23 protein-coding genes and 1 tRNA gene are annotated in these 22,568 nt (G+C 62.2%); 16 read left to right on the top strand and 8 right to left on the bottom strand.

The window, feature by feature from the left end; translation table 11 throughout:
• The first annotated feature begins 14 nt into the window (after positions 1 to 14).
• The 4 genes from ABF859_RS00975 to prfA all read left to right on the top strand — a co-directional run bounded on the left by ABF859_RS00975 (position 15) and on the right by prfA (position 4,824).
• Positions 15 to 1,274: a RodZ domain-containing protein gene (locus ABF859_RS00975; RefSeq protein WP_415525274.1), complete on the top strand. Its 1,260-nt coding sequence runs from the start codon at positions 15 to 17 to the stop codon at positions 1,272 to 1,274.
• Positions 1,275 to 1,365: 91 nt separating this feature from the next.
• Positions 1,366 to 2,511, top strand: a complete 1,146-nt coding sequence (gene ispG, locus ABF859_RS00970; RefSeq protein ID WP_415525272.1) for a flavodoxin-dependent (E)-4-hydroxy-3-methylbut-2-enyl-diphosphate synthase — start codon at positions 1,366 to 1,368, stop codon at positions 2,509 to 2,511.
• Positions 2,511 to 3,758, top strand: coding sequence for a histidine--tRNA ligase (hisS, locus tag ABF859_RS00965; RefSeq protein WP_415525270.1), 1,248 nt, complete (start codon positions 2,511 to 2,513; stop codon positions 3,756 to 3,758). Before ispG ends, hisS begins: the two co-directional genes overlap by 1 nt.
• Before the next feature lie 4 nt (positions 3,759 to 3,762).
• Positions 3,763 to 4,824, top strand: a complete 1,062-nt coding sequence (gene prfA / locus ABF859_RS00960; RefSeq protein ID WP_415525268.1) for a peptide chain release factor 1 — start codon at positions 3,763 to 3,765, stop codon at positions 4,822 to 4,824.
• 3 nt (positions 4,825 to 4,827) lie between these two features.
• On the opposite strand, the gene ABF859_RS00955 is transcribed toward prfA, so the two are convergent.
• A complete protein-coding gene (locus tag ABF859_RS00955) occupies positions 4,828 to 5,298 on the bottom strand; it encodes a hypothetical protein (protein WP_415525266.1) in 471 nt (156 codons plus the stop codon).
• A 30-nt stretch (positions 5,299 to 5,328) separates the two neighbouring features.
• Here ABF859_RS00955 and prmC point away from each other — a divergent pair, with 30 nt between their 5' ends.
• Both prmC and ABF859_RS00945 read left to right on the top strand, forming a co-directional pair.
• Positions 5,329 to 6,174, top strand: coding sequence for a peptide chain release factor N(5)-glutamine methyltransferase (gene prmC / locus ABF859_RS00950; RefSeq protein ID WP_415525659.1), 846 nt, complete (start codon positions 5,329 to 5,331; stop codon positions 6,172 to 6,174).
• A gap of 264 nt (positions 6,175 to 6,438) precedes the next feature.
• Positions 6,439 to 6,882, top strand: coding sequence for a DUF4167 domain-containing protein (locus ABF859_RS00945; RefSeq protein WP_415525657.1), 444 nt, complete (start codon positions 6,439 to 6,441; stop codon positions 6,880 to 6,882).
• Between the two features lie 57 nt (positions 6,883 to 6,939).
• Here ABF859_RS00945 and ABF859_RS00940 read toward each other — a convergent pair whose 3' ends face one another.
• Entirely contained in the window at positions 6,940 to 7,809 is an 870-nt protein-coding gene (locus ABF859_RS00940) for a glycosyltransferase family 2 protein (RefSeq protein WP_415525264.1), read from the bottom strand.
• A 34-nt stretch (positions 7,810 to 7,843) separates the two neighbouring features.
• Positions 7,844 to 7,918, bottom strand: a tRNA-Met gene (locus ABF859_RS00935).
• Positions 7,919 to 8,123: 205 nt separating this feature from the next.
• On the opposite strand from ABF859_RS00935, the gene ABF859_RS00930 reads away from it, so the two are divergent.
• On the top strand, positions 8,124 to 9,341 hold the full coding sequence (locus tag ABF859_RS00930; RefSeq protein WP_415525262.1) for a mechanosensitive ion channel family protein: 1,218 nt from the start codon (positions 8,124 to 8,126) through the stop codon (positions 9,339 to 9,341).
• Here the strand turns inward: ABF859_RS00930 and ABF859_RS00925 are convergent.
• Both ABF859_RS00925 and ABF859_RS00920 read right to left on the bottom strand, forming a co-directional pair.
• On the bottom strand, positions 9,333 to 10,874 hold the full coding sequence (locus tag ABF859_RS00925) for an APC family permease (protein ID WP_415525259.1): 1,542 nt from the start codon (positions 10,872 to 10,874) through the stop codon (positions 9,333 to 9,335). The genes ABF859_RS00930 and ABF859_RS00925 overlap by 9 nt on opposite strands.
• A 38-nt stretch (positions 10,875 to 10,912) precedes the next feature.
• Complete coding sequence (locus ABF859_RS00920) at positions 10,913 to 11,755, bottom strand: undecaprenyl-diphosphate phosphatase (protein WP_415525257.1); 843 nt, start codon at positions 11,753 to 11,755, stop codon at positions 10,913 to 10,915.
• A 171-nt stretch (positions 11,756 to 11,926) separates the two neighbouring features.
• Between ABF859_RS00920 and ABF859_RS00915 the strand changes: the two genes are divergently transcribed.
• Positions 11,927 to 12,391, top strand: a complete 465-nt coding sequence (locus tag ABF859_RS00915; RefSeq protein ID WP_415525255.1) for an MlaD family protein — start codon at positions 11,927 to 11,929, stop codon at positions 12,389 to 12,391.
• A gap of 21 nt (positions 12,392 to 12,412) precedes the next feature.
• Here the strand turns inward: ABF859_RS00915 and ABF859_RS00910 are convergent, their stop codons facing one another.
• Together ABF859_RS00910 and ABF859_RS00905 are read right to left on the bottom strand one after the other, a co-directional pair.
• The gene (locus ABF859_RS00910) at positions 12,413 to 13,477 is read right to left on the bottom strand and encodes a D-alanine--D-alanine ligase (RefSeq protein ID WP_415525253.1); all 1,065 of its coding nucleotides are present in this window, start codon (positions 13,475 to 13,477) and stop codon (positions 12,413 to 12,415) included.
• Positions 13,478 to 13,482: 5 nt separating this feature from the next.
• Positions 13,483 to 14,049, bottom strand: coding sequence for a DedA family protein (locus ABF859_RS00905; RefSeq protein WP_415525655.1), 567 nt, complete (start codon positions 14,047 to 14,049; stop codon positions 13,483 to 13,485).
• A gap of 182 nt (positions 14,050 to 14,231) precedes the next feature.
• Here ABF859_RS00905 and ABF859_RS00900 point away from each other — a divergent pair, with 182 nt between their 5' ends.
• The 8 genes from ABF859_RS00900 to ABF859_RS00865 are packed head-to-tail and all read left to right on the top strand — an operon-like array spanning position 14,232 to position 22,044.
• The gene (locus ABF859_RS00900) at positions 14,232 to 15,227 is read left to right on the top strand and encodes a lytic murein transglycosylase (protein WP_415525653.1); all 996 of its coding nucleotides are present in this window, start codon (positions 14,232 to 14,234) and stop codon (positions 15,225 to 15,227) included.
• The gene (locus tag ABF859_RS00895; protein ID WP_415525251.1) at positions 15,214 to 16,062 is read left to right on the top strand and encodes a septal ring lytic transglycosylase RlpA family protein; all 849 of its coding nucleotides are present in this window, start codon (positions 15,214 to 15,216) and stop codon (positions 16,060 to 16,062) included. Before ABF859_RS00900 ends, ABF859_RS00895 begins: the two co-directional genes overlap by 14 nt.
• Positions 16,059 to 17,333 (top strand): D-alanyl-D-alanine carboxypeptidase family protein, encoded by a 1,275-nt coding sequence (locus tag ABF859_RS00890; RefSeq protein ID WP_415525249.1) that lies wholly within the window; start codon positions 16,059 to 16,061, stop codon positions 17,331 to 17,333. The genes ABF859_RS00895 and ABF859_RS00890 overlap by 4 nt, the downstream gene beginning before the upstream one ends.
• A gap of 4 nt (positions 17,334 to 17,337) precedes the next feature.
• Entirely contained in the window at positions 17,338 to 17,982 is a 645-nt protein-coding gene (gene tmk, locus ABF859_RS00885; protein WP_415525247.1) for a dTMP kinase, read from the top strand.
• Entirely contained in the window at positions 17,979 to 18,902 is a 924-nt protein-coding gene (locus ABF859_RS00880; RefSeq protein ID WP_415525245.1) for a DNA polymerase III subunit delta', read from the top strand. The genes tmk and ABF859_RS00880 overlap by 4 nt, the downstream gene beginning before the upstream one ends.
• A 30-nt stretch (positions 18,903 to 18,932) precedes the next feature.
• Positions 18,933 to 20,468, top strand: coding sequence for a methionine--tRNA ligase (metG, locus tag ABF859_RS00875; RefSeq protein WP_415525243.1), 1,536 nt, complete (start codon positions 18,933 to 18,935; stop codon positions 20,466 to 20,468).
• The gene (locus ABF859_RS00870; RefSeq protein WP_415525241.1) at positions 20,465 to 21,250 is read left to right on the top strand and encodes a TatD family hydrolase; all 786 of its coding nucleotides are present in this window, start codon (positions 20,465 to 20,467) and stop codon (positions 21,248 to 21,250) included. Before metG ends, ABF859_RS00870 begins: the two co-directional genes overlap by 4 nt.
• Positions 21,247 to 22,044, top strand: a complete 798-nt coding sequence (locus ABF859_RS00865) for an MBL fold metallo-hydrolase (protein ID WP_415525239.1) — start codon at positions 21,247 to 21,249, stop codon at positions 22,042 to 22,044. The genes ABF859_RS00870 and ABF859_RS00865 overlap by 4 nt, the downstream gene beginning before the upstream one ends.
• Here ABF859_RS00865 and ABF859_RS00860 read toward each other — a convergent pair.
• Complete coding sequence (locus ABF859_RS00860) at positions 22,041 to 22,553, bottom strand: hypothetical protein (RefSeq protein WP_415525237.1); 513 nt, start codon at positions 22,551 to 22,553, stop codon at positions 22,041 to 22,043. The genes ABF859_RS00865 and ABF859_RS00860 overlap by 4 nt on opposite strands.
• Positions 22,554 to 22,568 lie beyond the last annotated feature (15 nt).

Here is a 22,568-nt window from a genome sequence, read left to right as displayed (position 1 = left end):
CGGATTTTCCGGTCATGTCCCCTCCGTCCTCGAACCGCCCGTTTTCGCAGCCTTCCGACCAGCCCAGTGTCGGAACGGTGCTGCGTGAGCGTCGCGAGGAACTTGGCTGGCGGCTTGAGGACGTGGCGGAATGGCTGCGCATCCGTCCGAAACTGCTGGCAGCGCTTGAAGCGGACGATCTGGCGAAACTGCCGGGCGTCGCTTATGCGGTGGGATTTCTGCGCACCTATGCCCACGCCATGCAGCTTGATGCGGATGCGCTGGTCGAGCGTTTCCGTCGGGATACGCGCGGTGCTGTAACCCGCAAGCCGGAACTGGTGTTCCCCCAGCCGGAAGGAGATCGGGGACTGCCGATCGGCGTTCTGGTCGGGGCAGGGCTCGTGGTCGTGGTTGCGGCCTATGTGGGCTGGTACCGTTTCACGGCGCATGACACGCCTGCGCAGCGGCAGGTTCCTGCCGTAACGGAACTGATGTCGGGTGCTGCAACGCCCGCCACGACATCGCCACAGGTGGCGTCCGTGATGCCTGGACGCGCTCCGACGCCCGAGCCTCAGCCGCCTGTCACCGCAGGTTCTGCCCCTGCGGTGACACCGACATCGACCAGTCCCGTACCGGCCCAAGGCGGTCCTGTTGTAGAGACCGCTCCATCACCGTCGCCCACGCAACTGCCGCCTCAGACAGTCGTGCCCTCTTCTGTTCAGACGGGCCCGGAGGATGAAGCGGAAGCCCCCCCGCCGGGCGAAGTCGTGCCGACTGCGAACAACGCAACGGTTGGCCAGCCGGCCACCGATCTGCCGCCAGCCGTTCCGGAAGGCGCCGTGGTGGTCAGGACGCTGTCTCAGGTCTGGACACAGGTCCGGGACCATGACGGCCATGTCCTGATGTCGCGTGTGATGCAGCCGGGGGAAAGCTGGCAGGGCGATCCCGCCGGGGCTCCGTTCCGCATGTCCTTTGGCAATGCCGGTGGTGTGGTTCTGACTACGGCCGGGGCGACCAGCGCGCCGCTGGGAAAGGAAGGGCAGGTCCGGCGCAATGTTGAAGTGACGGCGGACGCCATCCGCTCCGGTGCTTTCGGATCGGGGATCGCGCTGCCGGTTCAGCCCAATGCACCAGCTCCCGGACCGCAGGTGGTGCCGTCTACAGTCCCGGTCGCAAAACCGGCCCCGGCACCCGCCGCCCGGAAAGCGCCGCCAACACCTGAAGTTTCGGCTGATGACCTGAATGCCCGGCAGCTTGAACATCAGCCGCTGGAACAATCGTCGCCATCGCATTAAACCCGTATACCCGTCAGGGGGGCTCAGTGCCCCTGAATACAGCCCACTGAGTCAGAGCTCCCGGTCCTTTCCGGGCACGAAGAGGTAAATCATGAGCAGCTACCGTCCCTATCAGCACATCGAGCGTCGCAAGTCGCGCCAGATCCATGTCGGCAAGGTTGCGGTCGGTGGTGATGCCCCGATCTCCGTGCAGACCATGACCAACACCCTGACGTCCGACGCACAGGCCACGATCGAGCAGATCCGCCTGGCCGAACTGGCTGGCGTGGACATCGTGCGTGTTTCCTGTCCGGACGAGGCCAGCACGGCTGCCCTGGCAGAGATCGTGCATGAAGTGAACGTCCCCATCGTCGCGGACATCCACTTCCACTACAAGCGCGCCATCGAGGCCGCCAAGGCCGGTGCGGCCTGCCTGCGCATCAACCCGGGCAATATCGGCAGCGCCGAGCGCGTGCGTGAAGTCGTCAACGCCGCCAAGGATTATGGCTGCTCCATCCGGATCGGCGTGAATGCCGGTTCTCTCGAGAAGCACCTGCTCGAGAAGTACGGTGAGCCCAACCCCGAAGCCCTGGTCGAGAGCGCTCTGGAACACGCCAAGATCCTTGAGGATCACGACTTTCACGAGTTCAAGATCAGCGTGAAAGCGTCCGACGTGTTCATGGCGGTCGCAGCCTATCAGCAGCTTGCGGACTGCTGTGATCACCCGCTGCATATCGGCATCACCGAAGCCGGCTCCAAGCGTGCGGGCACCGTGAAGTCCTCCATCGGTCTGGGCAACCTGCTCTGGGCCGGCGTGGGTGACACGATGCGCGTCTCGCTTTCTGCTGCTCCGGAAGAGGAAGTGCTGGTCGGCTGGGACATCCTGAAGTCCCTCGGCCTGCGTCATCGCGGCGTGAAGATCATTTCCTGCCCGTCCTGTGCGCGTCAGGGCTTCAATGTTGTCGAGACGGTGCAGACGCTGGAAGACCGCCTGCAGCACATCAAGACGCCGCTGACGCTGTCCATCATCGGCTGCGTGGTGAATGGCCCCGGTGAGGCTCTGATGACCGATATCGGCGTAACCGGCGGCGGCAATGGCCGTCACATGGTCTATGCCGCAGGCCGCCAGGATCACACGATGCCGGCTGGTGACATGATCGAGCATATCGTGGACCTGGTCGAAAAGAAGGTTTCGGACATCGAGGCTGGCAAGGTCGAGGCGTCCACGGCCAAGCAGATGGACCCGGCAGCCAGCTGATGTCAGGACTTCAGCCCCCACGCGGCACCCATGACCTCATCGGCGAGACCATGCGCCGTCACCACCATGTCGTGGAGACGGCCCGCAGGGTTCTGCGGACCTATGGTTTTGAGGAATGGAGCACACCCATCTTCGAGGACACGCGCGTCTTTTCGCGCACGCTCGGCGAAACGTCCGATGTTGTGTCCAAAGAGATGTACACGTTCGAGGATCGTGGCGGTGAGAGCATCACCCTGCGGCCAGAGGGCACGGCGGCGATCTGCCGGGCTCTGGTCACGAATGGCCTGACGCAGTCCCTGCCGCAGAAGGTGTTCTATCATGGGCCGATGTTCCGTTACGAACGCCCGCAGAAGGGACGCTACCGTCAGTTCCACCAGATCGGTGCGGAACTGATCGGCGCGGAAAGCCCCCTGCGCGATGCCGAGACGATTGCCATGGCGCAGGATATCCTGCGCGAGCTGGGTCTGGGCGAGCATGTCACGCTGGAACTCAACACACTCGGCGATCTCGCCAGCCGTCAGGCCTGGCGGGAAGCTCTGGTGGCGTATTTCCGCGACCATGCCGATGCGCTGTCGGAAGAAAGCCGGGTCAGGCTCGAAGCCAACCCTTTGCGGATTTTGGACAGCAAGTCCGAACAGGACCGCAAACTGCTCGACGATGCGCCGGCATTTGCGGACTATCTGAACGATGAATCCCGCCAGTTCTGGGATACGCTGCGCTCCAGCCTGCAGGCCTTCGGCGTGGAATTTGTCGAAAATCCCCGTATCGTTCGCGGCCTTGATTACTACAGCCACACGGCGTTCGAGTTCGTGACCTCGAAGCTTGGTGCTCAGGGCACGGTGCTGGCCGGTGGCCGGTATGAAGGTCTTGTGGAGCAGATGGGTGGCCCGGCCATTCCGGCGATCGGGTGGGCTGGCGGGATCGAACGTCTGGCGATGCTGTTGGATAGTGTTCCTGAGCTTCCGGCCGGAATCGCGCTGGTGCCGATGGGAGATGAAGCCGTTCTCAAGGCCGCATCCATTGCGCGCGCTCTACGCTCTGCGGGTCTACGGGCCGAGATCGAGACACGTGGCAACATGAAGAAGCGGATGGAGCGCGTGGTGAAGTCCGGTGCGTCTCATGCAATCGTTCTGGGCGATGAGGAAATCGCCAAAGACGTCGTGCAGCTTCGGGATCTGGCCAGCCGCGAGCAGCAGGAAGTCCCGTTCGCGGATCTGGTCCGTGTTCTGAGCGCAGGACGCGCCTGAGCACATGGCGTTTGATGACAGGCTTGAGCGGATTGTCGCACGTTCGGAGGAAGTTCAGGCCCTGATGTCTTCCGGCGAACTGACGGGTGAGGATTTCACCCGTCTGTCGCAGGAATATGCCGAACTGGAGCCGGTGGTCGCATCCATTCAGGCCTGGAAAAGTGCCGAGGAGCAGAAAGCCGGGGCGCAGGCCCTGCTTGATGATCCGGAAATGCGCGAACTGGCCCAGATGGAGCTTTCGGAGATCGAGGCGACATTGCCGGATCTTCAACATGCCCTGCGTCTGGCGCTCCTGCCAAAAGATGCGGCGGATGAACGCAGTGCCATCCTTGAAATCCGCCCCGCAGCGGGTGGCGACGAAGCGGGACTGTTCGCTGCGGAACTGTTTGACGCCTATCGTCGCTTTTCGGAGCAGAACGGCTGGCGTTTCGAGGTCATGGAATATGCCGAGAACGAGGTGGCAGGCCTCAAGGAAGGCATGGCGACCATTTCCGGCCGTTCGGTTTTTGCGCGCCTGAAATACGAATCCGGCGTGCACCGGGTGCAGCGCGTTCCGGCGACGGAAAGCCAAGGCCGCATCCATACGTCTACCGTGACCGTGGCAGTGTTGCCGGAAGCCGAAGAGGTTGATGTCACAATCAATGATGACGACCTGCGGATCGACGTTTATCGGGCCTCGGGCGCAGGTGGACAGCACGTCAACAAGACCGAGAGTGCAGTGCGCGTAACCCACATGCCCAGCGGCATTGTGGTGGCAATGCAGGAAGAGAAAAGCCAGCACAAGAACAAGGCCAAGGCCATGAAGATCCTGCGTGCCCGGCTCTATGAGCGGGAACGCGCGCAGCTCCATGCCACCCGGGCCGCAGACCGGAAGTCACAGGTCGGGACAGGGGATCGTTCGGAGCGGATCCGGACTTACAATTTTCCGCAGGGACGTGTGACGGATCACCGGATCAATCTGACGCTCTATAAGATCGACCGGATTATGGGCGGTGAGTTCGATGAGATCATCGACGCCCTGACCCGTGAGGAACAGACGGAACTGCTTGCCGCTGAAGGGTTCTGAGCGTCAGGTATTGGGTGTTGCGCAGACAGCGGCACGCCCATGCCGGTGCGTTGCCACGGCGGCATCATCGTAATCGACCAAGAAGAAATCGGTAAAATTGTTGGTCCCCACGGCATCAAGCGAATGGCCTTCGGGGTGGTGGAGCTGGCCTTCGCTGCTGACCTGATGGGTTTCCTGATGGCCGTTGCGGACAATGGTGATTTCGCCACACAGCGCGTAATCGACATCGAAGCGCCCAACCGGAAGCGGGATCGTTTTTGTTTCACGCGCCTTGGAAAGCCCCAGTCTGAAGGTCGCAACCAGATTGCCATCCAGATAGAGTCGGGAGACTTCGGAAATTTCTTCGGGCGCGCGCTCGTCCGTCACGCTAAAGGACGGGGGCAGTTCCGTGGACAGTTCCGACTGGGCGTGAACCGGATTGAGCGTGCAGCCAAGCAGCAGGGCGGAATAGAGGAAGGCGCGTTTGGACTTCATGACACCAACTATAACAGGTTCGCTTCGATGATGATGGCCAAAGATGATCTTTTGCGCGAGGCCTCACAGGCGCTTGAGCAGGCCGGGATCGAAGATTCTCGTCGTGAAGCGCGCCTTCTGCTGGGCTGGGCGACGGGACGGGATCTGGGCGGCCTGTTGTCTCTGGACGGTGTGGAGCCTGCGCAGGCTTCGCGATTCGCCGGAGCCCTGAAGCGGCGTCTTGATCGGGAGCCTCTGGCGTTCATCACGGGCGAGACGGGCTTCTGGACGCTGGATCTGGAGACGGGGCGTGACACGCTGATCCCCCGTGCCGACAGCGAAGCCCTGATCGAAGCGCTGCTGGATGTCTGCCCGGACCGCAATGCACCGCTCTCCATTCTGGACCTTGGCACGGGAACAGGCTGTCTGCTGCTGGCGGCCCTGTCGGAATATCCGCAGGCCACAGGTGTGGGCGTGGATCTGTCCCCCCAGGCGGCAGCTCTGGCCCGGCGCAACTCCATCCGCACCGGACTGACAAAACGCAGCGCCTTTCTGGCTGGAAGCTGGGCGGATGCATTGACGGGCCGGTTCGATGTTGTCCTGTCCAACCCCCCTTATATCGAGACCGGGGATCTGGCCGGGCTGATGCCTGAAGTCGTGCAGTATGAGCCCGCCCGGGCTCTGGATGGTGGGGCGGATGGTCTGGAAGCCTATCGCATCCTCTGCGCTGCGCTGCCGGATCTTCTGGTTCCGGGCGGACATGCGATCCTGGAGATGGGGATCGGGCAGATCAATGCGGTCTCTGCGCTCGGCGCCGCGAACGGGCTGCGGGATGTGGCGCATAAGACGGATCTCGGCGGCATTGAAAGAGCCCTGGTGCTGCAATCGGGCAGGTGAGGATGGATTTTGCCGAAAAACCGTTGGCTTGACTGACGGAACTTGGTATTGCTAAAGCCAATGCATGCGAATTGAGGGTGTTTTACCAGCACTGTCAGACGCATCTTTGCCCATCGCTCATGTCATCATGCACTGACGATGGAAGACTGGCTGAGCCGGGTTCAGCCATAGCGGAACAGACAGACGTCTTTTCCGACAGCGGCGGTCGGAACTTTCTGCGGTTGCAGAACGGTCCACGTCATCATGAAAGTGCATCACGGGTCGATGAATATGAAGCGCATAAGAGGCCGGCATCATCGTGCGGGCAGTGGGCCATCACGCAGCAGCAATGCCCAGACACCTCTGAACCGCAACCATGTGTTTGACAGTAACGGGCCCGATCTCCGGGTTCGTGGTACGGCGCAGCAGCTGTTCGAGAAGTATCTCCAGCTTGGCCGCGACGCGACCGGAACTGGCGACCGCATTCTTGCAGAAGCCTATTTCCAGCACGCGGAGCACTACTTCCGTATTCTCAACGCCATGAACCAGGCCGCCGAGAAAAGCCAGCAGGAGCGCAACGAACGCCAGCAGCAGCGTCAGCGGGCCTACGAGGATCGCCGGGAGCCGCGTGGCGAGGAGGAGCACGAGAAGCCGGAGGGGGATTACGGCTCCGAACGCTCTTCCGATGAGGATCAGGATCGTCGCACGGCGGAAGCCGAGGCAGACTGAGGCTTCAGCTCGAAAAAAGGAAAACCGGCCCCGCAGAAGGGCCGGTTTTTTTATGCCTCAGACGCGGCCCACGAAGCGGTCGGGCAGGCGCCACAACTCGCTTCCGCTCAGATGCAGATCGAGACGGTAGCGCTCATGCAGACGCATCTGGGCGCTGTCCTCCACCTGCTGACGCCACTGCGTCAGGCGTCCATCACGGTTGTCGAGGGTGCTGTCCACCCGGGGCAGGCCCGCCATGGCGCGCAGCATGTTCTCCCAGTCCGTGTTTTCAAGGCGCTGGTGACGCCCCACCTCGTCTGAGACCCAGGGTTGTCTGCGAGTGCGCTCCAGACGCTCCAGCCCCGAAGGCAGGTCTGCGTAACGGAGATGGAACAGGAAAAGAGGCGCTTCGAGACTGGGAACGGCTTCTTCGCAGCAGTGAAAGCCAGGGGCCCATGTGACGGGAATGCGGGTCAGGACCGGTTTGCACATCGCGCTGGAAAAGCGGAGGTGACGGCGCTGCAGGGAAAAGGGGCGGCTGTAGTCGAACCGCGCTTCCTCGTCGGGGACATGAATGACGTCAAAGCCGGTGGCCGTGACCACCGGGCTGCGGTTCAGGAGTGCGAATTCCGTCAGGGAAGGGACGAGAGCAGGATCTGCGAGAAGGATTTCGTCCACATCCGTATAGATGACGCTGTCATACCATTCGAGCAGACTGTCACAGAACTTGCCGATTGCACGGGTACGGCGTTCGTCATCCTGCGGGGAGCGGGGGATCCGGACGACATTGACCTGTCCCAGATGCGCGGTCGAGCCATCATCCGAACCATGATCAATGACATAGCAGGCGGTTTCCCCAACCTGTGCACCGTAGTGACGGCGCCACACCTGAAGGTGTTCCGGCTCGTTGTAAACCATCGTCACGACGGCGAGGGGTTTCTTGATCATATCCGGCAGAATACAGGAAACGATCCCCTAAAGATGGTAGCGGTGGACGGATTTGAACCGCCGACCAAGGGATTATGATTCCCCTGCTCTACCACTGAGCTACACCGCCATCCAGCCGGGGTTAACCGGCGTTGTCGCGGGGTTTTAAGGGGGATCTTTCAGGGTGTCAACACGTTAGTCCCGGGAAAATAAGATGTTTTTTCGGGTCGCGCTGGCGTGGGTGCTCATGGCATTTGGAGTATCACCATTTTCCATAGTGCCCGGTCTCTTCCGCCTTTTCTCAATTCCTCCCGATGCAAGGAGTCGTTCATCTGGTGACGCAATATTTCGTCAGCACCCTGTTTGCCATACGGTCCTATTTCACCTGGCTGCCGGCTTCCGTTGTTTCGGTGCTGATGCTGGTGGTTGTGGGGGTGCTGGCGTTTTATTGCGGCAATCTTGTCACGACGCAGCTTCTGCGCATCCCGGGCTCACGCAAGGCCGCGCTGATCCGGCGTATCGTCTCGTCCCTGAGACGGCCGACGCGCCTGATGGTGGCTCTTCTGGCCATGCTGTCCGCCCTGCCGGCTGCAACGGGGTTCACGGCGGCGCAGGAAGACGATCTTCAGCTCTTCTTCCTGTTCCTGCTGATCCTGACATTCGGGTTTTCGGCGATCATGGTCTTCCGGATCATGACGGAGGTCTATCTCAACCGCCTCGCAGCGCGCGAGGAGACCGACGACATCATGATCCGCTCGCACCAGACGCAGATCCGCGTCCTGCGGCGGCTGACGGAAATCCTCGTGGGTATCGTGACGGTGGCCTCAGCGCTGATGCTGTTCCCGTCCGTCAAGCAGTACGGTTTATCGCTGTTTGCGTCCGCCGGTGCGGCCTCGCTGATCGTCGGCCTGTCGGCGCGCGGATTGCTGACGAACCTGATCGCGGGTGTGCAGATTGCGCTGACCCAGCCGATCCGCATGGAAGACCTCATCATCATCAATGGCGACTGGTGCTGGGTGGAGGAAATCAACGCGACCTATGTGGTCCTGCGGGTCTGGGACTGGCGGCGGCATATCGTGCCGATCTCGTATTTTCTCGAAAACCAGTTCGAGAACTGGACGCATAATTCGGCGGCCATCATCGGCGTCGTGTTCCTGTGGGTCGATTATCAGGCGCCGATGGACAAAATCCGCGAGATGCTGAACGAGATCGTGCGGGGCTGTCCGCTCTGGGACGGGCGCGTGTTCGACGTGCAGGTGGCCGATTGCGACGCGCATGTCATGTCCATCCGGATTATCGCCAGCGCGCGTACGGCGCTTCAGAGCTGGGATCTGCGGTGTGACATCCGCGAGAAGATCATCGCCCGGATCCGCGATGAATGCCCCGAAGCTCTGCCGCGGGCCCGTTTTTCCATGATGCCGCCCGGCGCGGGAGGGCAGGAGCCATGGGACAGGATGGCCCCTCCGATCGGACGTCCCCCACCGGGAAGCTATATGGGCCCGGGAATGGGGTCCGGAATGGGGCCCGGCAGTTCGTCGATGTCGTCAGGCTGAGGGAAGTTCGGGGCGCATCCTGGAGTGGTGTCGGCCGTAGAACACGTAGGTGGCCGTTCCCAGTGCCAGATAGGTGACCAGAAGGATCAGCGGGACCGGGTTGCCGCTGGTGACGGCGTGAACCATGTCCGAGATCAGTGGAATGGTCATGATCAGGCAGAACACGATCCCGAGCGCGGGTGTGGTGCCGATCCAGAAACCCCGGATGCGGATGCCGCCCAGCGGAACACTGAAGGGGCGCACGATGTCCGGGCGCGTGTTGCGCTGCCAGATGACCGTGAAGCACACAATCCCGAAGGCGGCGGCCGTGCCGATGGACACGAGATCGCTGATGATGTCGATGGGCAGCGTGGCGGTGATGAGGGCCACGACGAGACCGAGGACAATCGTCCCGATCCAGGGCGTGCGGAATGTCGGATGGATCAGGCAGAAGATCCCCGGGATCAGCCCGTCGCGGCTGATGGTCAGAAGAACGCGGGACTGGGCGTACATCAGGCCCATCAGGACCGAGCACAGACCGATCGTCGCGCCGATATTGACCAGCAGCGACAGCCAGGGCGTGTGCATGATCTTCACAGCGATGGCGAGCGGATCCGGCACATCAAGCTCGCGATAGGGCACGATACCCAGCAGGACTGTGGCCACAATCATGTAGACGACGGTGCAGATCAGCAGGCTGCCGATGATGCCGATCGGGACGTCGCGGGTGGGATTGCGCGCTTCGGCCGAGGCCGTGGAGACGGCCTCGAACCCGACATAGGCAAAGAAAATTACTGATGCGGCGCGGAAAATGCCGCGGACCCCGTAATGGAACCCGCCTTCGCTGGCGGGGATGAACGGGTGCCAGTTCGCCGGATTGACCGCACCGATGCCCAGCGCCACGAATACGAACAGCACCCCGACCTTGAGTGCGACGATGAGGGTGTTGACCCGGGCCGATTCCTCGACGCCCCGCACCAGAAGGGCGGTCACAAGAAGCGTCGCGGTAAAGCCGATCAGGTCGAACCGCCATCCGGCGCTGATCCGTGCGCCTGCGGTGTCCGGAACGGGCTGGAGTGTCGCATGAGTCAATGCGGCGGGCAGGTGGAGGCCCGTGAGGTCGAGCAGGGAACTGGCATAACCCGACAGACCGGCCGCGACGGCTGAACACGAGATGCCGTATTCCAGCAGTAGCAGCCAGCCGACCATCCAGGCGACTTTCTCCCCCATCGAGATATAGGCATAGGAGTAGGCCGAGCCTGACACGGGAAGGGTCGAGGACAGCTCCCCGTAGGAGAATGCCGTAAACAGGCAGGCCAGGGCAGCGATGACGAACGAGATCAGGACGGAGGGGCCCGCATACTCCGCGGCCGCCGTTCCCGTCATGACGTAAATGCCAGCGCCAATCGTGGAACCGACGCCGAGGATGATAAGCTGCGTTGCCGTCAGGCTTCGTTTGAGGCCATTCGTGTCGTTCTCGAACAGGACCTGTTCAAGGGTCTTGCGACGACTGGGGCCGGAGGCATCGGGAGAAGATTGTATCGAAGCTGGCATGATCCGCAATGTGCCGCGAAAAACGGCGGCTGGAAAGGTCAGAGAAGAATGACGGCACCGGCAAAAAGGCCCGCCACGACGCAGTAGATTCCAAACGGTGTCAGCGCCCAGCCATCATGGTTGCGAAAAAAGCGCAGCATCAGCAGCGAGCAGATCAGCGCGGTCAGTCCTGCGACGACGGCACCGGCGACGCACTGCACCATGATGTCGTGCGAAATCGTCATATGGCGCATCTGCCAGGCTTCACGGACCGTGGCTGCCAGCACGATGGGCTGGGCCATCAGTAGGGAGAAGCGGGCTGCCGTTTCATGGTCCAGACCGCGCAGCAGGCCACCATTCATGGTTGCCCCCGAACGCGACAGGCCAGGCAGAAGCGCAAGACACTGCCAGATGCCGATGATGACTGCGTCTTTAGGAGCAAGGGTGGCGATGGGCTTGTGATCGCGATGCCCTTTCTGGCGCCGGAGCCATTCCGTCGCCATGAGCAGGAAACCGTTGAGGATCAGGAACCCGGCGACGGCGAGAGGCGTGCCGAATACAGCACGCAGGCGGTGCTCCAGCAGCCAGCCGACCAGCACGGCGGGAATGGTCGCGATAACGAGCAGTCCGAAGATCCGAATCGCTTCTATCTGTGCATAGCGCCCGTAACGGCCGAACATGCCGCCCAGAATGGCCATCCAGTCCCGCCAGAACACACCAGCCAGCGCGAGGAGCGTGCCGACATGCAGCATGGTCAGGAACGGCAGGAACATAGGAGCATGTTCATCCAGATCCCAGTGCAGGAGCGCGGGGAGGAGAACGGCATGGCCGAGGCTGCTTACGGGAAAGGGCTCGGTAATACCCTGAACGACTGCGAGGATGAGGGCCTGAAGAAGCGTCATGGAGCCTGTATCGGGTGGTGGCCTTCGTCACGAAGGCGGAAAAGCAGATCACTTGCCTGATGGCGGCAGGGGACGCAACCTTGGAGGTAACCCTGGTCTCCGCCTTGACCGGGCGGTCATGGGAGGACTAACTCCCGTTCTGTTCAAGATTTTCCGGAAGGCGAGGCTGGCATGCAGTCAACATTGAGCGGCCGTGGGGGCGCCATCCTGGCCAGTGGTCTCGTTCTGGCGATCGCCGGGACATTCCTCGTCTATGGCAATGCGCTTCGCAAGGGACCTGACTTTCAGGGCGCGACCCTGCATGCGGCCTTCAATTCCGCGAACGGACTTCATGCGGGTGCCAATGTCGATCTCGCAGGGGTGCCGGTAGGACGTGTCGTGTCCATCACGCTTGATCCGCGAACGCAGATGGCTGACGTGGCCTTTACGGTGGATCAGCGCCTGCATCTGCCCGTTGATACGGCCGTGGGCATCGGGGCGCCAACTATGACGGCGGATAATGCCCTGCAGATCCAGCCGGGCCATTCTCACACGACACTGTCCAGCGAGGGCAAGATCACCGACACGCGCGATCAGCTTTCGCTGGAACAGCAGGTCAGCAACTACATCTTTGGCGGCGGCAAGCTGGGCCAGTAAGGCCCGCCTGCCGCTTCGGGTTCAGTCGTTCAGCGGATAGGACGCCAGAAGCCGACGCTGCTTGCGCCAGGAATGCAGCATCGAGAACGCGCCCGATGTCTTCCAGCCGCGCGCCCTGTTGGCAGCCCCGATTAGGAAGGTCTGACGGTAATGTGAGAACTGGGCGCGATACGCTTCCCAGAGCGTCGTCCGCCGGTCCCAGATATGGGTCGCTTCGGATCCGACGCCATTGATCTCGATGATCTGGAAGTTTTCACCCCGGCGCAGATCTTCGATGGACGCCGCCTTGACGTCCACCCGTCCGAAATGGAAGTCGGGAATATCCTTCATGATCGCATCGAGCCGGGCGGTCAGGGCCTCCGTCGTATCGGCGCGGCCATCGCGGAAGACGGACCCCTTGCAGTGGTTCCCGGCAAAGACCAGCGGCATTTCCTCACTCTTGGCGAGAACGTTTTTCTCCCGCCCGGCCAGGCGCGGAAGATAGATCTGCGGGACGAGACTCATCCGGGGATCCCGCAGGATCAGTTCCTCGATCGTGGACACGCCATCACCCGTCAGGACCGGCGCTTCCTTGTAGGTGATCGAGGTGATGCGCCCGCGGGTTTCGTCGGGGTGGCGAATGTAGAACAGACCCGCTTCAACCGGATAGGTAATGAGTTCCTGAACCAGCATGTCCACGTCATCGGGGAATTGCGGCAGGACGGCTTCAAGCTGTTCGCGGGACTGGACGAGTTTCACACCCGTGCCATTGCAGCCGATATCGGGCTTGATGACGACGGGGAAGGACAGGCCCTTGCGCTCCATGGCGTCCAGCGCCCGGCGAACGGAACCCTTGCCGCTGCGGAAGACAACGTAAGGCGCGATATAGGACTGTGCCGTGGAACCGCCCATGTCGAGGATGGAGGACTTGCTCTCGCCGCACAGGCCGCCCGTTTCGATACGCGGATTGGCGGCGGTCGAGATGCTGAGGTCGCGGTATTTGATCCCCATGGCGATCCAGTACAGGACGATGGGGGTGTAGAAGATGGATCCAGGCCAGAATTCGAAAAGGGAGAGCGGGTTCTGGTCGGCTTCTGACTTGGACATTGCTGTTACTGGCTCACGGTCTGGAGACGGGCGATCAGGCGCCCGACGACAACGATACACAGGACGAACCCCGCAAGCCCGGCCCAGCGCCAGCCGCCCTGATGGGCGAGCAGCCAGCCCCCGACTCTCATGGCGAGCAGGAAAAGACACGTCGTCCAGACCAGCGTAGCCAGAACTGCGGTCATGGCAAAGGGAAGGAACGGCGCGCGGAAAAAACCGCATGCGGTATAAAGCGGCAGTCGGGCGCCGGGCACGAAGCGGGAGATGGCCACGACGCGGATGACGTTCGTGCTGAACCAGTCCTGTGTGCGTTCGCGTTTGGGAAGGGTCAGGAACCGCTTGAGAAAGGGCCAGCGGGCTCCGGCGGCACCGAGGCCATACAGCCCCATGTCTCCGACCGCCACGCCGAAATACAGTGCGCCCAGGGCAAGGGGAATACTGACCTCACCGGCACGGGCTGCAATGGCGGAGAGCACCGTTGCCACGTCTTCGAGAATGAAGGTGCCAACGACGATGGTGGCTGCCTTCAGCCAGGCTGGCTGCGAGGCCATGGCGGGGCCGATGGCGATCACGAGTGGGGAGGTTCCATGAACATTGAGGCGCCGGTTTCGCACGCCAGCGCGCCAACGACAATCTTGCCCTGCCATATTTCGGTGCGAATAACCTGCGACACTCCTGCGGAGGCTGGTGATCCGTGTCGCGGATTGCTAGCGTATGTTCTGCCATTTTCACCCGTAAGGGACTGATCCTGACCGTGCTTCAAAGACGCCATCTGCTTGCCGCCCTGACCTCCGTTGCCGGCTCGGCGGCAGTCGGGTCCTCGTCCGCCCGCGCGCAGGCCTCTGTGCAGAGTTACAGCGGTTTTCTCGCCAGTGTCCGGGCGCAGGCCCTGGCGCAGGGCCTTTCCCCCTCGATCGTCTCGCAGGCGCTCAGCCTGACAACGCAGCCTAACGCCTCCGTCCTCAAGCTGGACCGTCATCAGCCGGAGTTCACCCTGACCTGGGCGCAGTATCGTGATCGTGTCCTGCCGGAGTCGCGGTTTGCGAAAGGGCGGACCGTCTATGCGGCCCAGCAGGCGGTGATGTCTCCCGTGAGCGCGCGCTTCGGATGTGACGATCGTGCCGTCATGGGGATCTGGGGGCTCGAGTCGGGATTTGGTGCGCATGACGGGACCTATTCCGTCATCGACGCGCTGGCGACGCTGGCCTTTGACGGACGTCGATCTGCCTTTTTCCGCAACGAACTCATGAAGGCCCTTCAGATCCTCAATGACGGCGATATCGCACCTGCCGCCATGATTGGCAGCTACGCCGGTGCCATGGGGCAGGCGCAGTTCATGCCTAGCGCCTATCTGCCTTATGCGGCGGATGGGGACGGAGATGGCAAGCGCAATATCTGGACCTCCGAGGCCGATGTGTTCGCCTCCATCGCCAATTATCTCGGCAGATGTGGCTGGCAGCCCAATGAACCGTGGGGGCAGGAAATCACGCTGGCCAGGGCGCTCGACAAGGCGGAAATCGGCCGGACCCATCAGCGGACGCTGGGTGAGTGGATGGCGCTGGGCGTGCGCCGGGCCGACGGGACGGCGTTCTCGCGCCCGGACGTGAAGGGCGCTGTCGTACAGCCGGATGGGCCGGGAACACAGGCCTTCATGGTCTACCACAACTTCAACGTGATCCGCCGCTACAACCCGTCGGACTACTATGCGCTCGGTGTCGGGCTTCTGGGGAGCGGAATTGTCTCTGCGTAAGTACGGGGCCGCTCTGGCTCTCCTGCCGCTTCTGGCAGCCTGCCATCGCGATGAACCCGCGCCTGTCGTCCATCCGCATTACGAACTTGGGGATGCGTGGCATGGAACGCATGGATGGTTCTATCCGAACGAGCAGTTCGACTATCACGCAACAGGACTGGCAACACGCCAGCAGGCACCTGCCTCCGGTCTGACAGCGGATGGCGAAGCCTGGTCTGCGGACGGGATGACAGGCGCGCACCAGACGCTTCAGCTTCCGGCAATCGTCAGTGTCCGCAATCTCGTGAACGGCCGCATCGTGCGCATCCGCCTGACGGATCGCGGACCGGCTGATCCGGGGCGCATCATCGCCCTGTCTCCGAAGGCGGCAGACCTGCTGGGCATGACGGCGGACACGCCCATCGAGGTTACCGAAGACGAAGCGGCCAGCCGCTCGCTCGCGGAAGGGCTGGTCAAGGCGCCAGCACAGAACATCTCGGCAGCGCCGGTCGGTGAAGTCCGGGCGACATCGCTGAGTGATGGTTCCTCGCAGGTCTATGGCAACGACTCGTCCGCTGCGACGACCTCTGTCGCCATCGGGCCATTGCCTGCGACGTGGATGCAGGGCAGTCCGGGGCCTTCGGGGCTGTATATCCTGATGGGAATATTTTCTGGCCGGGCAACCGCGGCAGGTGTTGCGGCGCGCTGTGGCGGCACCGTCCTGCATGCCCGGGAGACCGTAGGGCTTGAGTGGCGCGTTCTTGGTGGACCCTATGCCGACATCGCACAGGCTGATGCGGCACTGGACCACACCCGCCTGTGCGGGGTAGAGGGCGCGCGGATCATTGTGGAATGACGGCCGGTTGTATGAAGGCCGTGGAACTGGGGACGAACGTGCGGACTAGACGCTCTCTTTTCGGTGGGGTGGCAGGCATTGCGGCCTGTGCTTCTTTTGCGGGACCCCTGAAGGCGTTTGCGCGCCCGCACCGTCACGCAGCCCATGCAGCAAAGGCTGCTGCTGCCACTGCGGCTGATGCTCCTGTAGGCACACCTGCGAACACGCCGATCGGGCCATTCGATACGGTCGCGCGCTGGGCCTATGTCGTCGATTACGACACGGGTGCTGTCCTGCTCGACAAGGCTTCCGACGAGCGCATGGCCCCGTCTTCGCTGACGAAGATGATGACCGCCTATATCGTGTTCGGCATGCTGGCAACGGGTCGCATCCGTCTGGAGCAGAGCCTGCCGGTGAGCGAAAAGGCCTGGCGTACGCAGGGTTCCAAGATGTTCGTGCCGCTGGGCCAGAGCGTTCTGGTGTCCGACCTCATTCAGGGCATGCTGATCCAGTCCGGCAATGACGCCTGCATCGTCCTCGCGGAAGGTATTGCGGGTTCCGAAGAGCGCTTCGTTGCAATGATGAACGAGGAAGCGCCGAAACTCGGCATGATGAACTCGCATTTCGTCAACGTGACGGGTCTGCCGGCAGACGGGCACTACATGACGGCGCGCGATGTCGCGACGATCGCTTCGCATCTGATCCGCGATTTCCCACAGTATTATCATTATTTCGGTGAGCTTGAGTTCACCTATAACCGGATCCGTCAGGGCAACCGGAACGTGCTGGTGGACAAGGGCCTCGCTGACGGTCTGAAGACCGGTCATACGGATGCGGGCGGCTTCGGCCTCTGTGCCAGTTCCAAGCGCAACGGCAACCGCGTCATTGTCGTTATCAACGGCACGTCGTCGAGCAACGAGCGTGCCCATGAAGGCGAGCGTCTGATGTCCTGGGCATTTGCGAATTTCGAGAACGCCACGCTGTTCCGTCGCGGTCAGGTCGTGGATTCTGCACCCGTCTGGATGGGCGAACACCGTCAGGTCCCGCTGGTCGCAGGGGCCGATATCGTCATGACGCTACCCGTCGGCTGGCAGCAGCGTTCCCATATCGGAGTGGACTATGCCTCTCCGGTGATCGCGCCGGTGACGAAAGGGCAGGTCTGCGGCGCGCTGGTGATTTCTGCGCCCAACATGGCCGATATCCGCGTGCCGCTTGAGGCAGGCGAATCGGTTGCGAAACTTGGACTGGTCGCCCGCGCCATGACGCGTCTGGGCCACGGCCCCGCGCAGTAAGGGCATGGCTGGAAAAGGACTGTTCATTACGTTGGAAGGCGGAGAGGGTGCTGGAAAATCCACCCAGGCCCGCCTTCTGGCTGAAGCCCTGCGCGCGGAAGGACACGACGTCCTTTTGACGCGGGAGCCCGGTGGCACGCCGGGCGCGGAGGAAATCCGTAACCTGCTGCTGTTCGGGAAAGTCGATCTCTCCTGGCGGGCCGAAATCCTGATGCACATGGCCGCCCGGTCGGACCATCTCGACAACGCCATTCTGCCGGCGCTTGAGCGCGGGGCAATCGTGGTGTGTGACCGATTCCATGATTCGACACTGGCCTATCAGGGCTATGGCGTCGGGCAGGGGGCGCCGGAGGTTCTGGCGTTCCTGAAGGGCGCCCGCAAACTCGTGGATTTCGAGCCGGATCTGACGCTGATGCTGGAACTCCCCCGGACGCAGGCGCTCGCGCGTCTGAAAGCGCGTGGCGGCCAGACGGACCGTTATGAAGGTCAGGCGGAAGCGTTTCATGAACGCGTTCTGGCCGGGTTCGAGGCGATTGCGTCGGCTGATCCGGCGCGGGTGAAACGTGTGGATGCGGGCCAGACGCCGGAGGCCGTTAGTGCGGCACTTCTGCAGGCCGTGCATGAAAGCCTGTCGGTTCAGGGCGTGTGAGCGATCCGCGGCATACTCTGAACCTGTACGGTCACGGTGAGGCGGAAGCGACGTTCCGGCAGGCGCTGGCCAGTGGCAAGCTGCATCATGCCTGGCTGATCTGCGGCCCGGCGGGGATCGGCAAGGCAACGCTGGCCTTCCGTCTGGCCAGACTGCTTCTGAATGCGGAAAATCCGGACTCGTCGCAGGCGCGTCGCATTGCAGCCGGAACGCACGGGGACCTGCTGGAAATCTCGCGGGCCGTGGACGAGAAAAAAGGCCGTCTGCGCGGGGAGATCACGGCGGCGGATGTCCGCCCGGTCCAGACGTTCCTGCACCATACGGCGACCGAAGGGGGCTGGCGCATGGTAATCGTGGACGGGGCGGAATATCTGAACCGCTTCGCGGCCAACGCATTGCTCAAGATCCTCGAAGAACCTCCGCCGCGCTGTGTCCTGCTGCTGACGACGTCTTCTCCCGGCGCGCTCCTGCCCACGATCCGCAGCCGGTGCCGGATGCTGACGCTGTCCGCGCTGTCCGATGCGGATATGCGCGCCGCGCTGCCTGGCATCTCTGCGGATGTGCTGGCGCGGGCCCACGGATCGCCGGGCCGGGCACTCTTTCTGTCCCACGACCGGGATGGCGCGATTGCGTCATTTGTGGCGGAAATCCTCGCTGGACAGGTGCGTGCTTCGGAAACCATGGCCCTGAGCGAGCGTATTGCGAGAGAGGCTGAAGGTTTCGCATTGCTCTGCGATTTGCTAGGCGAGGGACTGGCAGACCGTGCGCGCTCGGCAGCGCGGCGCGGGGATCTTGCAAAGGCCGATCTGGCGGCGCGTCAGTGTTCCGAACTGGACACGCTGAGGCGTCAGACCGAAGGCTTAAACCTGGACAAGGCCCAGGCCATCCGTCAGGCAGCGGAACTCGCTTCCGGCAGCTGAGATGGTCCGGGCGTTATGAAACGAGTGGACATGACGCGGCGCTTCACCATCACGACCCCGATCTTCTATGTGAACGGCGCTCCGCATATCGGGCATGCCTATACCTCCATCGCGGCCGACGTTCTGGCCCGCTTCCATCGCCTGAACGGCGAAGAGGTTCTGTTCGTCAGCGGCACCGACGAGCATGGCCAGAAGGTCGAGCAGACGGCCGTCGCCAAGGGTATGGATCCGCAGGCCTATGCCGACGAGGTTTCGGCCTCCTTCCGCCAGATGCAGAAGGACATGGCGATCTCGACCGACGAGTTCATCCGCACCACCGAAGAGCGCCACAAGGGCGCGGCCAAGGCGCTGTGGGAGAAGGTCGCGGCGAACGGGCATATCTATCTGGGCGCCTATGAAGGCTGGTACTCCACACGCGATGAAGCCTTCATCGGCGAGGACGAACTGGTCAAGAAGCCTGACGGAACGCTCGTGGCGCCGTCCGGTGCACCGGTGGAGCGCGTCAAGGAACCATCCTACTTCTTCCGCCTGTCCGATTTTCAGGACCGGCTTCTGAAGCTGTACGAAGACAATCCCGACTTCATCGGCCCTGTCGGCCCGCGTCGTGAAATCGAAAGCTTCGTGCGTCAGGGCCTGCGCGACCTGTCCGTCAGCCGCACGAGCTTCAAATGGGGCGTTCCGGTTCCGAACGATCCGGACCATGTCATGTATGTCTGGTTCGACGCGCTGGCGAACTATCTGACGGCCGTGGGCTATCCCGACCTCGATGACCCGCGGGCAAAGTTCTGGCCGGCGGATGTCCATATCGTGGGCAAGGAAATCGCACGCTTCCACTGCGTGTACTGGCCGGCCTTCCTGATGGCGGCTGGTATCGACCTTCCGAAGAGCGTCTTTGCCCATGGCTGGTGGACGGTCGAGGGCGAGAAGATGAGCAAGTCTCTCGGCAACGTCCTCGACCCGAAAGCACTCGCTGACGAATTCGGACTGGATGCGCTGCGCTTCTTCCTGATGCGGGAAGTGCCGTTCGGCGGCGATTCCAATTTCAGCCGCCGCTCCATGATCACGCGTACGAATGTCGAACTGGCGAACGATCTCGGAAATCTGTGCCAGCGCACGCTGAGCCAGGTTGCCCGCAATCTGAATGGCATTCTGCCCGAGCGTGGCACGCTGACCGAAGACGATCAGGCCATGCTTGCAATGGTGACGCTGCTGCCGACGATCATGTCCGAACAGATCGAGCGCAAGGCGATCACGGATGCGCTGGAAGAAGTCTGGAAGGTCATCCGCGCCGCCAATTCCTATATCGACCGTCAGGCTCCCTGGGCCCTGAAAAAGACCGATCCGGAGCGTATGGCGGACGTGTTGCGGGTTCTCGTGGACATGATCCGTGGGATCGCAACCATGCTTCAGCCCTTTATGCCGAACACGATGGACCGGATGCTGACACAGCTCGGCGTGCGGGACGACGAACGGACGTTCGCAGCCCTTGAGACGCTGATCCCCGCTGGCCGGACTCTTCCCAAGCCGGAAGGTCTGTTCCCGCGTTTTGTCGAGGAAGAGGCATGACAGGACTGATCGACACCCACTGTCATCTGGACAAGCTGGACGATCTCGCGCCCGCTTTCGAGCTGGCGCGGGAGTCCGGCCTGTCTGGCATGATTACGATCGGGACGCGGTTTTCCAAGGCGGATACGCAAATTGCCCTGACGCAGCATGACATGCCGGATCTGCGGATCTGGTGCGCAATCGGCATTCACCCGGATTATGCGGGCGAGGAGCGTCTGCCGTCGGTCGAGGAGCTTGTTGCCAAGACCGAGGCGCCTTCCGTCGTGGCAATCGGGGAGACGGGGCTGGATTATTTCCATAGCGGAGATGAAGCCAAGCCCGCCCAACACGCCGCATTCCGCACCCATATCGCGGCCGCGCGCCAGACGGGGCTGCCGGTGGTCATCCATACCCGCAACGCCGATGATGACATGATCGCCATCCTGCGTAAGGAACATGCCAGGGGAGCGTTTCCGTTCCTGATCCACTGCTTTGCGTCCGGTCTGAAACTGGCAGAAGCCGCTCTGGAACTGGGGGGCTATATCAGCTTCTCCGGCCTGCTAACTTTCCCGAAATGCGAGGAAATCCGTGAAGTCGCGCGGATGGTGCCGGAAGATCGCATTCTGGTCGAGACAGACAGTCCGTACCTCGCGCCAGTCCCGAAGCGTGGCAAGCCCAACACGCCGGGTTACGTCGCGCACACGGCTGCTCGGCTGGCTGAAGAGCGGGGCGTGTCGCTCGATGAGATCACGCGGATCACCACTGAAAACGCCCGTCGTCTGTTCACGAGGATCGCTGCGTGAAGGTAACGGTCCTTGGATGTGGCGGCTCTGCCGGCGTCCCCATGATCGGGGGCGAGGAGGGGCCACATACCGGGATCTGGGGCGCGTGTGACCCGGCCGAGCCACGCAACCGGCGCACGCGCGCATCAGTCATCATAGAAGGTGAGGGCGGTTTCCGGCTTCTGGTGGATTCAGGGCCGGACTTTCGGGACCAGATGCTGGGCTGTGGCCTGAGCCATGTCCATGCAGTCCTCTACACGCATCCGCATAGCGACCATATCGGCGGTCTGGACGAATTGCGGGCCATCAACCGCGTGATCGGTACGCCCCTGCCACTGCTGGCTACTCCGGAGGTTCTGGAGGAGCTGCGACTGCGTTATGCCTATGCGTTCGCCCCCTGGAATGGCCCGGAGTTTTACCGGCCGGTTTTTGACGAACGGATCGTTCAGGCTGGAGAAACAGTCACCTTTCCGGGTCTGACCGCACGGATTTTCGAACAGCGACACGGACGGATCACGTCTCTCGGCGTCCGTTGCGGAACCTTCGCCTACAGCACGGATGTCGAGACACTTTCAGACGAGGCGCTGTCGCACCTTGAAGGCGTACAGACATGGATCGTGGACTGTTTCCAGTACGATCCGCATCCGGCCCATGCCTGGCTTGAACGGGTGCTGGAATGGCGGGAACGGCTCGGCGTGCGTCATGTGATCCTGACTCATATGGGCCCGGATATGGATTACCAGTCCCTGCGAAGGACATTGCCGAACGGTGTTGAACCTGCTTATGACGGGATGGTTCTCGATCTTCCGGGTTAATGCATGACGCTGCTCTGTATCGGATTGTCGGGTGCGAGAACACGATCTCCTGACGGGAACATGACCGGTTCGGCGGGAGGGACTGATGGATTGAGCGGATACCGCGCGCCGTCAAACCGCATGCGACTGGTGACAAGGGCAGGGCGCCCATCCGACAGTTGTCCGGAATAGGAAACTTCGAGATCGTGCCAGCCATGTGAGAGATAAGGCAGGACGCGAACGGGCAGGTGAACCAGCGTCATGCGCGACACGACGCGCCGGCCCTCGCCAGCGTTCGTGAGAATGAAGAGCGTGCAGCCCCCGGCTGCTCCACACCACTCGCTGTCCCGGGCATAGACAAGATATTGCCGTGTCGCACCGGTCGCGTCCAGCGCCACATCTGCTCCCTGATAACGGGATACTCCGAGCGTCGACGCTATGATCTTCTGCACTCTGGCGGAAGGTGCCGCCCCAGCCTGCCCATGAAGCGCAAACAGGATGCACAGGACAGAGACGACAGACATTTTCATGGACACTTCCTTTTG

This window comes from Gluconobacter sp. (genome assembly GCF_047722525.1).
Taxonomy (GTDB): Bacteria; Pseudomonadota; Alphaproteobacteria; order Acetobacterales; family Acetobacteraceae; genus Gluconobacter.
Note: the sequence above shows the minus strand (reverse complement) of the source record. Positions and strands in the feature narration are given on the sequence as shown.

Excerpts from the sequence above, each read along its gene's own strand:
- ABF859_RS00975 (WP_415525274.1), top strand. The coding sequence starts at position 15 with ATGTCCCCTCCGTCCTCGAACCGCCCGTTTTCGCAGCCTTCCGACCAG.
- ispG (WP_415525272.1), top strand. The coding sequence starts at position 1,366 with ATGAGCAGCTACCGTCCCTATCAGCACATCGAGCGTCGCAAGTCGCGC.
- hisS (WP_415525270.1), top strand. The coding sequence starts at position 2,511 with ATGTCAGGACTTCAGCCCCCACGCGGCACCCATGACCTCATCGGCGAG.
- prfA (WP_415525268.1), top strand. The coding sequence starts at position 3,763 with ATGGCGTTTGATGACAGGCTTGAGCGGATTGTCGCACGTTCGGAGGAA.
- ABF859_RS00955 (WP_415525266.1), bottom strand. The coding sequence starts at position 5,298 with ATGAAGTCCAAACGCGCCTTCCTCTATTCCGCCCTGCTGCTTGGCTGC.
- prmC (WP_415525659.1), top strand. The coding sequence starts at position 5,329 with ATGATGGCCAAAGATGATCTTTTGCGCGAGGCCTCACAGGCGCTTGAG.
- ABF859_RS00945 (WP_415525657.1), top strand. The coding sequence starts at position 6,439 with ATGAATATGAAGCGCATAAGAGGCCGGCATCATCGTGCGGGCAGTGGG.
- ABF859_RS00940 (WP_415525264.1), bottom strand. The coding sequence starts at position 7,809 with ATGATCAAGAAACCCCTCGCCGTCGTGACGATGGTTTACAACGAGCCG.
- ABF859_RS00925 (WP_415525259.1), bottom strand. The coding sequence starts at position 10,874 with ATGCCAGCTTCGATACAATCTTCTCCCGATGCCTCCGGCCCCAGTCGT.
- ABF859_RS00920 (WP_415525257.1), bottom strand. The coding sequence starts at position 11,755 with ATGACGCTTCTTCAGGCCCTCATCCTCGCAGTCGTTCAGGGTATTACC.
- ABF859_RS00915 (WP_415525255.1), top strand. The coding sequence starts at position 11,927 with ATGCAGTCAACATTGAGCGGCCGTGGGGGCGCCATCCTGGCCAGTGGT.
- ABF859_RS00910 (WP_415525253.1), bottom strand. The coding sequence starts at position 13,477 with ATGTCCAAGTCAGAAGCCGACCAGAACCCGCTCTCCCTTTTCGAATTC.
- ABF859_RS00890 (WP_415525249.1), top strand. The coding sequence starts at position 16,059 with ATGACGGCCGGTTGTATGAAGGCCGTGGAACTGGGGACGAACGTGCGG.
- tmk (WP_415525247.1), top strand. The coding sequence starts at position 17,338 with ATGGCTGGAAAAGGACTGTTCATTACGTTGGAAGGCGGAGAGGGTGCT.
- metG (WP_415525243.1), top strand. The coding sequence starts at position 18,933 with ATGACGCGGCGCTTCACCATCACGACCCCGATCTTCTATGTGAACGGC.
- ABF859_RS00870 (WP_415525241.1), top strand. The coding sequence starts at position 20,465 with ATGACAGGACTGATCGACACCCACTGTCATCTGGACAAGCTGGACGAT.
- ABF859_RS00860 (WP_415525237.1), bottom strand. The coding sequence starts at position 22,553 with ATGAAAATGTCTGTCGTCTCTGTCCTGTGCATCCTGTTTGCGCTTCAT.